Raw genomic sequence first — 14,666 nt, 5'->3', positions numbered from 1 at the left:
CCGCGCTTGATGAATCTGACCGGCAGTATTTATCCGACTGTGAATCGTAACAAAAAAGACAGACTGCGTAAGTTTTCTTACTGCAGGCTGTCTTTTTTGTTATGCCTTCTTAAGATGCCGAACGTTTTATTTCTGATATACGATGCGTCCGTCGGATATCGTATATTCCACAGTGATGTCCGAAATCGCCTTTACATCGCAGGTCAGAGGATTGTCTCCCAGAATGACGAAATCTGCTTTCTTTCCTTCCTCAACCGTTCCCACGATATCGTCCATATGCGCCCCGTATGCCGCGTTGACCGTGTACATCTGCAGCATTTCATAGACCGTCGCGCTCTGCTCGGGATTGCGGATGTATGCCGGATCGTCGTCTTCGCCTTCATAAGGGGACTGCTGGGTTGCCCCTGCCTCAATGGCGTGGAGCGGCGCAAAGTCCGCGGTTACCGGGTAATCGTTGGAGCCTGTAATGATGATGCCTTCGTCGATCATGTCCCGGATGTGGTATTCCTGCTCAAAACGCTCTTTTCCCAGGTTGCTCTCCTCCTGGGCGGAGAAAAACGGATCATAGTAAAACCACAGCGGCTGCATGGCTGCGATCACACCCTCGTCTGCCATACGGGTCATATCCTCTGTTGTCAGAAGGTTCACATGGGCAATCTTGTTGATCACGCCGTCCGGTGTTCCCCCGTTGGCCTCTGCCGCGGCCTCAAACGCATTCATGCTGCGCTGTACGGAAGCGTCTCCCATAGCGTGGGTTTCCACGCTGTAGCCGGCCGCGTTCATTGCGGTGACAAATGCTGTGAGGTCCTCTTCCGTGGCCTTCTGGGTTCCCGCATAGCCCTCTTCCTGGCCGGCTTCTTTTGTATAAGGCTCCAGCAGCGCGGAGGTGGCACCTTCGGGTACGCCGTCCAGGGAGAATTTTACCTGGCAGACGCGCATAAAATCAGAAGCATATTTCTGGTAATCATCCAGTAATTTGATCAAACGTTCCGCTTCTTCTGTTCCCAAGGGCTGTCCTGCCCATGATGTGGTATTGATGCGCAGTGTCAGTTCCCCATCCTTTTCCATATCACTTACTACTGCGTAATTGTCGTCCGCACCGCCGGAATCAATCGCCGTCAGCCCGTAGCTGTTTGCCAGCTTCTGGAACATATCATAAGCTTCCTTGATCTGCTCTTTCGTATACTCAATGGTCGGCAGGGAATCCAACATGCTTGCCGCATCCGAAAAATACCCTGTCAGTTCTCCGTTTTCATCCTGGAAAACCTTTCCGCCTTCCGGAGGCGTACTGTCTTTTGTAATGCCTGCCATTTCAATCGCAATCTTGTTTGCCAGCCTGCCATGCTTGGATGTATCTGATAACACGACAGGTTTATCCGTATCCAGTTCTTCCATCCAACTGTTCTCCGGAATGTTATTCGGAAATGCCTGTAAATCCATACTTGCCACCTGATAAATCGGGAAATCCGGATTGTCGTCTATAAATTCCTGAATCGCTTTCTTGTACACGTTCAGATCCGGATTTCCTTCCGGCAGGATCAAGGTCGTGTTTTCCGTCAGGAAATTGCCTGGCTCATGGATATGCCCATCAATAAAACCAGGCATCAATGTCTGTCCGTCCAGATCGATCACTTCTGTCTCATCGGAGATATATTTTTCTATACCTTCCTCATCTCCGACATAAACTATTTCGCCATCCTTCACTGCAACGGCAGAATTGTCCATATCGTCTTCCGACAGCATAGTAAGGATTGTTCCGCCGCGAAATACCATGTCCGATTCTTCTTCATCCCCGTTCTCCTGTTCCGGTTCTTCCTTTTTTTCTTTCTCTGCCTGAGAGCTTTCCTGACTGTCGTTCTGGCCTGCGTTTCCGCATGAAACGATTCCTGCCAGCATGCCCATTGTGACTGCCGCGGCCAATAGCCGAAGTACGTGTTTCTTTTTCATTGTCTGCTCCTCCTGATTTAATTTTGTTCGTTTCCGGATCCCTTCTGTCACCGAATTGATGAAGTCAGTATACAAAGAAAATGAGTATTTATGAATCGAGAAAATGTATGAAATCCGGTATGACTTTTTCTCATACCCGCCGTCAGGACGCCATGCAGCGCTATCAAAGATCGCCGATGGACTAATCCCTATACATTCCAGGTCATTCCGCACGAAAAAACGGCTTTACAATCCCCCTGGTTTCAGATATCATTGTATGTAAGATATGTTTTTACAAAAGAGGGCGGGGAGCATCATGGATTATTTTTTATATTTTTATAATATCATATTGGTTCTGGTCTACGGTCTCCTGATGTTCTTATACTTCCAACTTTTTGTTCAAAAAAAGGAGCGGCTGCATCTCTGGCTGGCTCTGCTGTTTTCAGTTTATCTGGTGGATGAGCTTTATTATTCCTCCCTCGAATTTATAAAAGCGCTTCCTGTGTTATATCAGGAGTTCCCCATATTCAACAGAGTTTTCCTTCTGGTACTCAATATGATACTTTTAATCTGCTACCGTATGATCCTCGCCTGCATTCTCCATGTCCTGCCTTCCAAAAAAGAGCGCGGTCTGATGGCACTTTACAGCTTCTTTCGGCTCGGAGTTACTTTTTTGCTGTCTTTTACTGCAATACCGCGGTGGGCGTCCGTCTGTCTGATTACAATCAATCTCCTGCCCCATATTTGGATGATTTATCTTAGTTTTCGATACGCAGAACATATCAGAAGCGATCTTTCCCCTGCAATATGTACGCTCCTCAAATCGTCTGTGGTACTTTGGTCGTTTCTCTGCTTTGGCTGTTCATATTCGTTCTATTTTGGGAACATTTCCGGTGTTCGGATCGTATTCATAGAAATCATCAGCGGAATTGGGATATTTTTTGCAATCTGGCATCTACTTTGTGTTTCCCGCAGCCGGAAAAAGGAAAATTCCATGTCTGTTTTATCCGAAGCGGATCTGGAGACTTTATTTGCGAAACAGTATAAGCTGACCCCGCGGGAGATGGAGATTTTCCGTTATCTGATGGAAGGGGCGGACAACGCGGAGATCTGCGAAAAAGCCGTCATTTCCCAGTCCACCACCAAAACGCATATCTACAACATTTTCCGGAAAGTCGATATCAAACGGCGCAGCCAGGCCGCCGGAAAATTTCTGGAATTTTGCAGGGAATATACACAAGGGCATCCCTTGTGAAACGGCCGCATGGCCATGATAGGATGCCCCTTGGGTATAAAAAGTGGAACGCCAAACCGTAGGATACTTCCCGGCTGTACGGCGTTCCTCTTTTTTGTCTGTCCTTCTACATTCCTTTTTCAATCCAAGGATTCACTATTTTTTTCCATGCAATATGACACCCGGCAGCTTTTTTTATAACATGCTATCCCATATTTATGGATGATCTGCATCCCGTCTTGACGTAGAACCTCAGCATACCCATCATCCTCCATCTGTTTCATCGCTTTTGTACAAGCTTTGTCGTACTGGCCATTTTCCGCATATTTCACCTCGATGATGCAGCCTGTCTTTAATGCTGGAATCTCCAGCCGGATATCTGTATATCCGATTCCGGATTCCGCGTTTGACTGAAGGTTCCAGCTTCCCTCTGCCTGCAGAAGTCCCAGCAGCATACCATGATAGAAATTTTCCTTCATTTCCTTTCGGGCAAATGTATCTCTGATGCTAATAGAAGCAGCCATAAACTCATTAAATAACTGCTGCACTTCCACAGCATCTCCCGTCTTTATGGCTTCACAGAATTTTGTCCATCTGACCGTATCGCCGGTAACCCTGACTTTAAACCAGGAACGAATCCTTTTCTCGTAAATATTCATCACTTCCCTGTTTGGGATCACCAGCTTATGGATCTCATTTCCGGGTCTCCCAGCATCCGTCAGATATCCTGCTGCAAACAGCACACTCCACAGATATGTCTGGCGAATCACCGGATCGTCATTTTCCAGATCCGTATAGGTCAATTCCGGTATGAGCACTTTTTCCACTGCCTCTCCGGAAATCAACGCCTCGATCTGGCTTTTCGTTGTTTCTGTGGCATCCACAAGAAGATCCTGCACAATGGCATTACTGCTGCTGTTTTCCCAATGCGCTTCCATCGGCGCTTCAGGCCAGGCACGAAGCTTATCGCATTGATTGATCACATCCCATGGGCAGTACACGTTTGTATTTCCAAAATGGTATCCGTCATACCATTCTTTTATCTGTTCATAAGCATCCTCAATCTCATAGTAGCAGAGCATCTCCCTGACTTCCTGGTCCGTAAAGCCAAAATATTCTGCAAAATCTACGTCGGAGATCGTCCTTACCTTGAAATTATTTAACCCTGTGAAAATGCTTTCCCTCGCAATGCGCAGGCATCCTGTGATTACAGCAAAATATAAATTTCCGTTTGTCTTAAATACCTGGCTGAATAAAGAACGTATCAGATTGACCATCTCCAAATAATAACCATTCTGATAAGCCTTATCCAGTGGCACGTCATATTCATCTATCAAAACAATCACTGGGGCTTCATAATGCTTGAAAAGCAATTTGGTCAGAAGCCGCAGACTATTGTGAAGATAAACAGGATTCTGAAAATCCCCGTCCATAAGACGAGTCAGCTTCATTTTCTCCGATGGGGTCAGCTTATTGCTCTCCAAAAGAAACCCGAAGCGCTCCGCCTCTTCACTGACCGCAATTCCCAGCATGCCGGAAGCCGTCTGGAAATCCATCCCGTCCACGTCTTTCAGGCTGATGGAAATGACCGGGGATTTTCCCATGTACTGCTCACAGATATCGGTCTCCTTTGAAATCTCCAGCTCGTCAAATAAAGACGAATCCGCACCAATTTCGAAGAATGTTTTCAGCATATCCATATTCAGGCTTTTCCCAAAACGCCTCGGCCTTGTAAACAGATTTACGCTCCCTCTCAAATCGATCAGGTCGCGGATCAGACTGGTTTTGTCCACATAGTAGAAATTGTCTCTCTTGAAATCTTAAAAAAAACTCGATTCCGATCGGAAGCTTTTTCTTTTTCTGCATACTGTCTCCTCCATATCCATCTCCGCTTCCATGCACGGCTTGATTTACACAATATTCTAACATATTCCGGAATCTTTTTCCAGAAACTGTCCGAATTATTATTCCAATTGTCTAACACGCGGATAATTTACCAAAATATTCAGTATCCATCATGGTTTGATGTTCTAAAGTTAACAAAAAATATTTTTGTATTCATAAATTTTTTTGAAATCCGCACCATTTTGTAATATAATCCCGTTTTAAACACTTTGAATTAATAGAAGAAGGCGAAACCATTGAAAACACGAGGTTTTGCCTTCTTTTTGGTGTTTTGAAAATGTTGTATGGAAATCCTAGCTTGAAATTTTTTTTATTCTTTTATTTAGCTCTTTTGGCTGATAGTATTTTTTATCCAGACCAAGCTCATAAATGCTATTTAGTGCAGTGCACAGCTTTGACCCCGTATAGGTCGACATATAGTACATATCCTGGACATTTACAACATTCATATTTTTCAGCATCTCAATGATATTATCAATGGTAAAATGCATTCTTTCCGCAGGATCATTGTGGTCAATACCACACCTGCGGTCATAATCTTTACAGTAATCTTCAAGCTGCTTTTCCATCAGCCGGTAGATCAGCAGTGCTGTGTAGCATATCATAAAATGAGCGGTGATATGTTCTTTGGTATGATGATATACAGGACGGCCGGAAAAATTTGTCTTCATAATCCGAAAACAGTCTTCTATTTTATACCGTTTTGAAGATATCTCAAGAATCTGGGCGGCATCATCATCCAGACTGGTAGCAACCGCATAGTAACCATCGTATTTTTCTTCTTCCCTGATCCGTTCTTCATTAATCTCGTAAATATCCTTCACGCTCCCATCCGATACCCTTTTGATAAATCTTGTCACATCATTTGGGCCTTTTTTATATGTTTCAGGGTCCAAATCCTTTAGCAGGCGCTTGGCTCGTTCAACCTGCCGGTTGCGGATATAGCGCTGATATTCCATGGTTTTTCTGGAAAACGTGATGATAATCTTTTGTTTGAGCATCCCTTTGGCTTTTACCTGTCTCTTTTTTCCATTTTTACATATTTTTTCTTCATAGAAACCCAGGTCTTCCAGACGGTCAGCATTTATTATTTTGTATGCCTTGTCCTGATAAAGACGATAATTTTCTTTTTTATGATGGTCAAAGCTTTTCATGCTATCAATCGTAACCGGATCATCGGAAGAAAGAAGCCGGTAGTCGCAATCGTTAAAAACAGCTTCCTGCAGAGTGCCTGCCATTTTTTTGATTGACTGGGTCACAATAAAAGCCCGCCCACCCATGGAATTAAAACGTCTGATATTGAGTGACCCCAGCCCTGCATCTGCACAATAAATAAACGTCTTCCCTTTAAACATTTTTGTCAGTTCTTTTTCCAAGGGGATGGCAAGTGTCTGTTCATTATCTGACCCCGGGGCAAGACACATGGAAAGAGGAATCCCGTCCGCGTCCATGAAGAGTCCCATCTCTACCAATGGTGCGGGCTGATGCTGTTTGGAAGGGCCGTATTTACGGAAGCCTTTTATAAATTCCCCGGTCACTTCATCAACATAATCATCATCAGGCGACTCAACTTCAAAATAAAAATTTGTGCAGTCAAAGTAACATACGGAAGTATTACGCCTGACAATCCTGCAGCTATATTGGAAAAGGTTCTGGAGATATCCGGTATAGTTTTCAGCCAGAAGATCCAGTGTCCGGTGGATATGCTGGTACCCAATTTCCGGCTGCTCATAATAACGGCCCAGATGGCGGAGCGTAGCAAACTTGGATTCTGGTTCCAGTATTCTTGCGCAGGTCAGAAACCGGTTCACAAGGTTGGGGTCGAAGGTGATCCGGGAATCAGCGGATACTTTTTTGAGGAAGCTGCCAATTGCAAGGTTATGATAAACGGACTGCAGGAAAAAGTAGCCGATATTGCGGCTGGTGTCCGATGAAATAAGGTCATTTGATGCTTTGATCTTTTCGTCAAAGTCGATTGTCACCTCCATAGAGACCTTACTGTTTTTCATCTGCTCGTTATATTCGGCAACTTTTTGCTTGGCATAAGCAAGGGGATCATCAGTGATCTTAAGAAGATCCAAGTGTTTACCGATCACAGCTACATTTCTGGTAGAAGTCTTTTTGCCATTGCGGAATCCTTGCTGGATAAAATAAGTTGGGTTTTTTGATTTTCTGTCATAATTCAATTTCATAATACCATTATAACACAATATACAACTCCGTACAACATATAATTTTATAAAATTTGACATAAAAAAAGCCGCATTTTTGCGGTTTATGGCGTTTTTTGCGGTTCAAAAGTGTTTAAAACCCGTCCATCTCCGCTTCCATGCACGGCTTGATTTACACAATATTCTAACATATTCCGGAATCTTTTTCCAGAAACTGTCCGAATTATTATTCCAATTGTCTAACACGCGGATAATTTACCAAAATATTCAGTATCCATCATGGTTTGATGTTCTAAAGTTAACAAAAAATATTTTTGTATTCATAAATTTTTTTGAAATCCGCACCATTTTGTAATATAATAAAAAGTAATACTTCGGTTTATTGCGGACGGTGATGTGTTATTCTTGGACGACAACTTGGTGGATTAATAGGTTTATTTGGAGGTGAACACTGATGAGCGATTACAAACCGCCATTTCATATGACGGATAAAATGACATTCCTGATTGCGGAAATCAGCGAACAGGTCGGTCGCATCACGGTATTGCAGGAGGGAGCGATCAGTCCGCACTTGCGGCGCGAGAACCGCATCCGGACAATCCACTCCTCTCTTGCGATTGAGCACAATTCGCTCTCACTGGAACAGGTGACGGCGATTCTCGACGGCAAGCGCGTCCTCGGCAATCCGAACGAAATTAAAGAGGTGCAGAACGCTTACGAGGCATACGAGCTTATGCTACGCTTAGACCCGTCATCTGTAGATGACCTATTAAAAGCGCATAAACTGATGATGAACGGGCTGGTTCCAGAGAATGGAAAGTTCCGCTCCGGCGGTGTAGGTGTGTTTGACGGCGAAGTGCTGATCCATATGGCTCCTTCGGCAGAATTTGTGCCGGAGCATATCCACAACCTGTTTGCCTGGTATAAGCATTCAGAGCTTCATCCACTGATCAAGAGTGCGGTTTTCCACTATGAGTTTGAATTCATTCATCCTTTCGCAGACGGCAACGGACGCATGGGACGAATGTGGCACAGCCTCCTCCTCGGTAAATGGAAAGAACTGTTCTTTTGGCTTCCGATTGAGGAACTGATCCAGTCCCGTCAGAAAGAATACTACGGTGCCCTCAGCGCGGCTGACAAGCAGGCAGACAGCGCAGGATTTGTTGAACTGATGCTTGAAATCATCAGAGGCAGTCTGAAAGAGGTCACTGTTGTTGATCGCTCCACCGACCAAGATAGCGACCAAGTAACCGACCAAGATAAATCCCCGGTTGACCGTCTGCTCTCCGTTCTCGGCAATGATATGCTTTCCGCTACGGAGATTATGGAACGGCTCGGTCTTTCTCACAGACCGACTTTCCGTAAAAACTATCTGAATCCCGCTTTGGAACAGAATCTAATTGAGCGCACGATTCCAGACAGGCCGAACAGCAAAAATCAGAAATATCGAAAACGCAAATAAGCAATCCGTGAGCGCTACACTATACATAAGCGTAGTGCTCATTTTTTCTTCTTGCACACACCTCTGTGTGAGAAAGACGGTAATTTCTTTGTATCGTAAAACGCCCTAACGAAAACAGACAGAAATCCGTGTATCATTCACGCAACGGTTTCCTGCATCCACTTCAACCTACGTTCAAGTTCCTGTGCCTCCTGTTGAGTGGCTTTTTTTATTTTTGCTTTCAGCTTCTTGATTTCTTCTTTCCAGTATTCCTGCACATAATTGTACATACGGACACAGGTAACCTTATTCAGACAGACAAACATAGCCTTTCTGCTTGTCTACATCAAGATCCGCATTTTCAATGGCGTTCCGGTAAATCCGATACGTGCTGCAGTAAGCAGTAATTTCATCATATGATCCGCAAAAATGCCATACTGGCTGCGGTAAGCTTCGTCAGACATAATGATTATATCGTGGTCAGGATAGATCGGTTCTGCACTTGGTTTGTTAAACTTCTGAATAAGCGTAAAAATAAGGCATCGCCCATCTTCATCTGTCACAGGATGAAGTATGGCTGATGCCGTTTGGCTTGTTGCTGGATCTTTGGGAATGCCACAAGCAGTATCACGGTATGGCAAAACCAAAGCGTGAAATGTATATTGATGACATTATCCCGGACGGAATCTAATTTATACACCTTGTACTTACGACGTAAATGTCGTAACTTTATTATGAACTTTCTGTAGTGCTATTGATAATTTGAGAAATTCGTGGTATACTATACAAGAAAGTAGCGACGCAATTGTCGCAAGTACGAGGTAATAGTAATGATTAAACGAGATTATTATCTGAATCGTATGATTCATCATATGTGGAACGGCGAGGTCAAAGTCATTACCGGTATCCGCCGCTGCGGAAAATCGGTACTGCTGTTTGATTTGTTCTATGAATACCTTCTCTCGCAGGAAGTTCAGGAAGACCACATCATAAAAATCGAATTGGACCAGAGACGTTACTATAAGTTCAGAAATCCAATCACGCTTTGTGAATATGTCGAGAACCTTGTTTCGGGAAAGAAAGATGGGAAGTTCTATCTTTTCATCGACGAAGTCCAGCTTACCACTAAGGTTATCGACAAAGAAAATGGTGATATTGAGGTTTCTATCTATGATATGCTCAATGAACTCAAGGCATATAAGAATTTGGATGTATATGTTACCGGCAGTAACTCAAAGGGATTGTCAAAAGACATTGCTACAGAGTTCCGTGGCCGTGCTACTCAAATCCATGTATTCCCTCTGTCCTTCGAGGAGTTCTACTCTCATGTAGGCGGTGACGAGCGAAAGGCTCTGGACACCTATATGCTTTACGGCGGCATGCCACGCCTGCTGGCATTAACAGATGAAAAGGACAAAAAGGATTACCTGTCCTCTCTCTGCAGCGAGCTGTATGTCAAGGATATTGTAGAACGCAACGGTATCGAACGTGAAGATATTCTGAATGACATTCTGGATTTCCTCGCCTCACAGATTAGTTCTCTGACCAATCCTACGAATATTGCCAATGCGCTGACCAGCATCAAGAACGAAAAGGTTAACTCCACTCTGGTTTCAAACTATGTGCAACACATCATCGATTCGTTCCTTATTTCGATGGCAAAACGCTATGATATAAAAGGAAAAACCTATTTCAAATATCCGAACAAATACTACTACACGGATATCGGTCTTCGTAATGCCCGATTAAATTATCGCCAATACGATCCCGGTCACATTATGGAGAACATCATCTACAACGAACTTCTGCGTCGAGGATATTCCGTTGATGTTGGTGTTGTGACCGACCGTACCGGCGGCGCAAATGTACAGAAGGAAATTGACTTCGTTGTCAATGATGCGGATAAAAAAATCTACATCCAGTCAGCTTTCCAGATGGATACGGATAAAAAAGAATCCTCTGAACTGGCATCGTTGATACTGACAAAAGATTTTTTCAAAAAAGTCATTGTCCGCATGGATATTCCTCATAACTTCTATGATGACAACGGAATTTTCCATTGCAATCTGATAGACCTGCTGCTTGGTCGTGTAGAATTATTCTAACCAACAAACCAAGCTTGATACCATTTAGGAGTGGCCCTTCGGGGTTACTCCTATTTAGCACCGTCTACTATATTCTTGCGTCGTATGCGTCGCAACTTTCTAGTGGAATGATACTTTTTTATGCCATTAAGAGAGGTGGCTGTTTTGGGATTTCAGTTTAACGGAATCACATCAAAGAATGTGAAAATCAAAACAAGGCTGACCTCTTGGCAGGCATCTCCGACCTTGCGTAATTTGCAATAAGAAATTGCAGGATATTCTCGTAATTGGGAAAACCATAGAACGGGATGGCTTTTTTTCTGCTCATCTGTCATCTTGAGCCACCTGCTCACCATACAGAGATTTGAACCGCTGAACGCAGAAACAGGGGCTGTCGGGAATTTACCGACAGCCCCCTATAACTAATTTTATGTATTTACATCCAGCTTTTTGTTTCTTTACTCCATGTCTGCTCAAAGGAATTGTTGTTATGAATTGAATCCACGATGGGCAGCAATAATTCTTTTAGTAGTTGCATAGTTTCTTCAAATTCTACTTTCACCAGTGCATTCTTCTTTTTTGATAAAGGCTCTCCATCTTCCCTGCCTTATCTCATCCTTGGTAAAATCATCCGTGCATCCTCCCAACCAATCACTTCGCTCCCTCCGGCTGTGCATCCGCAAAGATGATCTTATTTACCACAAAGAATACCACCATGGACACGCCGCCGTTTAAAACTGTAGTCCCGATATTGTAGATAAAATCCGGAACCAGCTGGCTGGCGACTGCAACCCATACGCAGTTGATGGAATTTACGATGATGGTGATCACCACCCATGCCAGGAAATATCCGGCGATCTGGGGGCCAAACTTCCCATGGCTGCGGAAGGTAAAGTTCCTCTGCAGCGGGAAGTTCACACACTCGCCCAGGAAGCTGGAGATCAGGTAGGCCAGCAGGTAGGCCATGCCGCCCTGTTCCACGCTGTATCCGATGGCATTCCATACGAAGTCGATGCCGAACAGGCTCACATCGACGGAAGGCCATCCCCAGCCGATGTCCGCGTAGCCGGAAAACATCGCCGGTAAAAACTGCAGCATGATATATTTTAAGAATGTCACTACATAGCTGAAAATAATGAACAGGCCGCCTTCGCGCATCCACTTCGCCGCGGAAGGGTGTTTCTCTGAAAAGCCTCCCCACCATTTCATCACAGGATTCTGACTCATTGTTTGCCTCCTTTACTTAGGAACTGTGCAAAAATAATCTTACCATTTTACTTGTCCAAATCTTCATACACTGCGTTGTCGTCAATCGACGTACCCCGGTACGCCTCATTCCTCCGCCTTGTGTCTGAAAATTTGTTCTGCGCAAAAAGGCAAGTTATTTTTGCACAGTTCCTTACTTCATCCCGTTTGCCTTCTTCATTACCTTTCTCTGCCGGAAGAAGCCGGAAATGATCTGTCCCAGTCCTTTGAAGAACTGTCCGTTCACTGCCTTTACCATTCCTTCCACCATGTACTGGCTGCACATGCCGCCGGCCATTTTTCCGATGCCCCGGAAGGGCATATTGTAAATGAACATGATATTCAGATCCGGTTTTCCCTTTGCCATGCTCCTATCCAAAAGGCCGGTCAGCACCTTGTATGCCAGCCTTCCGATCCACCGCTTTGCATAATAGAGCTGGCAGATGGCATCGTTGATATCCAGCTCGCCGCTCCATCGTCCGTCCGGGATGTCATGCCCCAGAAGCACCTGAAACTCCTGGTCCGAAACCGCCAGAATATTTCCTGACTGATAGGAGGGAAGCTTGGAAATATCCCTGGGAAGCGGCGCTTCACTCCCTGCTGCGGTCACCGCTGCTGACAGACGGATATCCGCGCAGCTGGCGCCGATCAGGATCTCATACTCCCCGCCTTCCACCTCAAACCGGCCCGTCGTTTCGTTGAAATAGCGAAATGCCTTGTCATCCAGCGGAATCGTTACCTTTTGAGATTCCCCCGCTTTCAGGAACACCTTCCGGAATCCTTTCAGTTCCTTCGCAGGACGGTACACACCGCTGCATTTCGCGCGGACATAGAGCTGCGCCGTCTCCGCGCCGTCCATTTCTCCGGTATTGGCCAGGGTAAAGGACGCCTCCTGTTCATTCACCGTCAGATCGCTGTATGTAAAGGTGGTGTAGGACAGTCCGTATCCAAAGGGGAAACGGACCGGCTTTCCGACCGTCTCAAAATATCGGTATCCCACATACAGCCCTTCCCTGTATTCCGCGTTCCGCTCCCTGGATGGGAAATAAGGCGCCGACGGAACATCCTCATAGGCCAGAGGATAGGTTTCATTCAATTTTCCGGAAGGATTGACTTTTCCGAGGATGGCATTCAGCATGGCCGCCGCGCCTGCCTGGCCGCTTAAATATCCATGGATCACCGCCTCGCACTGTCCGATCCAGGGCATCTCAATCGGCGAACCTCCGGAAAGCACGGCCACCACATGGGGATTGGCTTCCGAGACCATCTGCAGCAGCCGGATCTGGCTTCCTGGCAGCTTCATGTTCGGGCGGTCCAGTCCTTCGGATTCGGAAATCTCATCCAGTCCGATGTAAAGCAGCACCACATCCGCCTTTTTTGCCAGCTCCACCGCTTCTCTCTCCAATGCCGGATCTGCCGGGCCTGTTCGGTGATAGCCTGCCGCAAAGCCTGCCGTCTGCAGCGGAAATTCTTTGATCACATCCAGCGTAGAATCCAGCTTCGTCGGATTCACAACGGAAGAGCCTGCCCCCTGGTATCTGGGTGTTTTCGCAAAATCTCCGATCACCGCCACCTTCGTCTGTTCGGCCAGTGGCAGGATCCGATTTTCATTTTTCAGCAGCACGATGCTCTGCTCCGCTGCTTTCTGCGCCATTTTATGGTGCGCTTCCCTGTCAAATTCTTTCCCTTTTGCCTTGTCCACAGCCTCCCTTATGGGCAGCACGGCGGCCAAAAGCTCTTCCACCCGCCGGTCGATCAGTGCTTCACTGATCCTGCCCGATCGCACCGCCTGGATCAGTTCCTCATCCGAATCTCCTCCGGTGGTGGGCATTTCCAGGTGAGAGCCTGCCGCCACGCCTGCCGTATGGTCATTGGAGGCCCCCCAGTCGGAAACCGCAAATCCGTCAAATCCCCATTCATCCCGCAGGATTTCCTGCAGCAGATGTTCATTTTCATTGGCATACACGCCGTTGATCCGGTTGTAGGAGGTCATGATCGATCTGGGCTCCGCTTCCTTTACCGCGATCTCAAAGCCGGTCAGGTAGATTTCCCGCAGCGTCCGCTCATCCATTACGGAGTCGCTTGCCATACGGCGCAGCTCCTGGGAATTTGCGGCAAAATGCTTGGGACACGCGCCCACGCCTTTGGACTGAATCCCACGGATGTAGCCTGCCGCCATTTTCCCTGTCAGGTAGGGGTCCTCGCTGAAATATTCAAAATTCCGGCCGCACAGCGGACTTCTCTTGATATTCATTCCCGGCCCCAGCAATACGCAGACATCCTGGGATGCGGCCTCAATGCCCAGATGTTCCCCGATCTCTTCCCCAAGCTCTGGATCCCAGCTATTTGCAATCGAAGCCGCCGTCGGGTAACAGGTGGCCGGAAGGCTCCCGTTGAGCCCCAACTGGTCGCTTGCCCCCTCCTGCTTCCGGATTCCGTGGGGTCCGTCTGAAAGTGTCACATTCGGAATCCCCAGACGTTCTACAGAACGGGTCTGCCAAAAATCTTTCCCTGAGAGCAGATAACATTTTTCTTCCAGGGTCATTTCCCGGACAATCTTCTTTATTTCCACGTCTCTCACCTTCTTCTTTAAATTTTTGCATATGACCGTATTCAGAACAGCAGGCTCATCTGCGGCCCGCTGTTCCAAATCGTGATTC

The 14,666-nt window shown here is 46.1% G+C and carries 11 protein-coding genes; 3 read left to right on the top strand and 8 right to left on the bottom strand.

Annotated elements, in window-relative coordinates:
• Positions 1-126: 126 nt before the first annotated feature.
• A complete protein-coding gene (locus EBB54_RS04985; RefSeq protein ID WP_125126601.1) occupies positions 127-1,947 on the bottom strand; it encodes an amidohydrolase in 1,821 nt (606 codons plus the stop codon).
• A 295-nt stretch (positions 1,948-2,242) separates the two neighbouring features.
• Between EBB54_RS04985 and EBB54_RS04980 the strand changes: the two genes are divergently transcribed.
• Entirely contained in the window at positions 2,243-3,181 is a 939-nt protein-coding gene (locus EBB54_RS04980; RefSeq protein ID WP_162307089.1) for a helix-turn-helix domain-containing protein, read from the top strand.
• Positions 3,182-3,300: 119 nt separating this feature from the next.
• Here the strand turns inward: EBB54_RS04980 and EBB54_RS32145 are convergent, their stop codons facing one another.
• Both EBB54_RS32145 and EBB54_RS04970 read right to left on the bottom strand, forming a co-directional pair.
• Positions 3,301-4,953, bottom strand: a complete 1,653-nt coding sequence (locus EBB54_RS32145; protein WP_334295278.1) for an AAA family ATPase — start codon at positions 4,951-4,953, stop codon at positions 3,301-3,303.
• A gap of 405 nt (positions 4,954-5,358) precedes the next feature.
• The gene (locus EBB54_RS04970) at positions 5,359-7,257 is read right to left on the bottom strand and encodes an IS1634 family transposase (protein ID WP_125126599.1); all 1,899 of its coding nucleotides are present in this window, start codon (positions 7,255-7,257) and stop codon (positions 5,359-5,361) included.
• A 433-nt stretch (positions 7,258-7,690) separates the two neighbouring features.
• Here EBB54_RS04970 and EBB54_RS04965 point away from each other — a divergent pair, with 433 nt between their 5' ends.
• Positions 7,691-8,698 carry a Fic family protein gene (locus EBB54_RS04965; RefSeq protein WP_125126598.1) on the top strand — a complete coding sequence of 336 codons (1,008 nt, stop codon included), beginning with the start codon at positions 7,691-7,693 and terminating at the stop codon, positions 8,696-8,698.
• Positions 8,699-8,835: 137 nt separating this feature from the next.
• Here EBB54_RS04965 and EBB54_RS31015 read toward each other — a convergent pair whose 3' ends face one another.
• Positions 8,836-9,003 carry a hypothetical protein gene (locus EBB54_RS31015; RefSeq protein WP_243127533.1) on the bottom strand — a complete coding sequence of 56 codons (168 nt, stop codon included), beginning with the start codon at positions 9,001-9,003 and terminating at the stop codon, positions 8,836-8,838.
• Between the two features lie 15 nt (positions 9,004-9,018).
• Positions 9,019-9,318 (bottom strand): DEAD/DEAH box helicase family protein, encoded by a 300-nt coding sequence (locus tag EBB54_RS31010; protein WP_456300110.1) that lies wholly within the window; start codon positions 9,316-9,318, stop codon positions 9,019-9,021.
• A 189-nt stretch (positions 9,319-9,507) separates the two neighbouring features.
• On the opposite strand from EBB54_RS31010, the gene EBB54_RS04955 reads away from it, so the two are divergent.
• A complete protein-coding gene (locus EBB54_RS04955; RefSeq protein ID WP_125126597.1) occupies positions 9,508-10,782 on the top strand; it encodes an ATP-binding protein in 1,275 nt (424 codons plus the stop codon).
• A 152-nt stretch (positions 10,783-10,934) separates the two neighbouring features.
• Here the strand turns inward: EBB54_RS04955 and EBB54_RS30065 are convergent, their stop codons facing one another.
• The 3 genes from EBB54_RS30065 to EBB54_RS04935 all read right to left on the bottom strand — a co-directional run bounded on the left by EBB54_RS30065 (position 10,935) and on the right by EBB54_RS04935 (position 14,656).
• Entirely contained in the window at positions 10,935-11,096 is a 162-nt protein-coding gene (locus tag EBB54_RS30065; RefSeq protein WP_154677772.1) for a hypothetical protein, read from the bottom strand.
• Positions 11,097-11,412: 316 nt separating this feature from the next.
• Complete coding sequence (locus EBB54_RS04940) at positions 11,413-11,988, bottom strand: GtrA family protein (protein ID WP_125126596.1); 576 nt, start codon at positions 11,986-11,988, stop codon at positions 11,413-11,415.
• A 172-nt stretch (positions 11,989-12,160) separates the two neighbouring features.
• Positions 12,161-14,656: a glycoside hydrolase family 3 C-terminal domain-containing protein gene (locus EBB54_RS04935; RefSeq protein ID WP_125126595.1), complete on the bottom strand. Its 2,496-nt coding sequence runs from the start codon at positions 14,654-14,656 to the stop codon at positions 12,161-12,163.
• Positions 14,657-14,666 lie beyond the last annotated feature (10 nt).

It is taken from the genome of Schaedlerella arabinosiphila, assembly GCF_003885045.1.
In the GTDB taxonomy this organism is placed as follows: Bacteria; Bacillota; Clostridia; order Lachnospirales; family Lachnospiraceae; genus Schaedlerella; species Schaedlerella arabinosiphila.
Note: the sequence above shows the minus strand (reverse complement) of the source record. Positions and strands in the feature narration are given on the sequence as shown.

Excerpts from the sequence above, each read along its gene's own strand:
- EBB54_RS04985 (WP_125126601.1), bottom strand. The coding sequence starts at position 1,947 with ATGAAAAAGAAACACGTACTTCGGCTATTGGCCGCGGCAGTCACAATG.
- EBB54_RS04980 (WP_162307089.1), top strand. The coding sequence starts at position 2,243 with ATGGATTATTTTTTATATTTTTATAATATCATATTGGTTCTGGTCTAC.
- EBB54_RS04970 (WP_125126599.1), bottom strand. The coding sequence starts at position 7,257 with ATGAAATTGAATTATGACAGAAAATCAAAAAACCCAACTTATTTTATC.
- EBB54_RS04965 (WP_125126598.1), top strand. The coding sequence starts at position 7,691 with ATGAGCGATTACAAACCGCCATTTCATATGACGGATAAAATGACATTC.
- EBB54_RS31015 (WP_243127533.1), bottom strand. The coding sequence starts at position 9,003 with ATGTTTGTCTGTCTGAATAAGGTTACCTGTGTCCGTATGTACAATTAT.
- EBB54_RS04955 (WP_125126597.1), top strand. The coding sequence starts at position 9,508 with ATGATTAAACGAGATTATTATCTGAATCGTATGATTCATCATATGTGG.
- EBB54_RS30065 (WP_154677772.1), bottom strand. The coding sequence starts at position 11,096 with ATGACAGATGAGCAGAAAAAAAGCCATCCCGTTCTATGGTTTTCCCAA.
- EBB54_RS04940 (WP_125126596.1), bottom strand. The coding sequence starts at position 11,988 with ATGAGTCAGAATCCTGTGATGAAATGGTGGGGAGGCTTTTCAGAGAAA.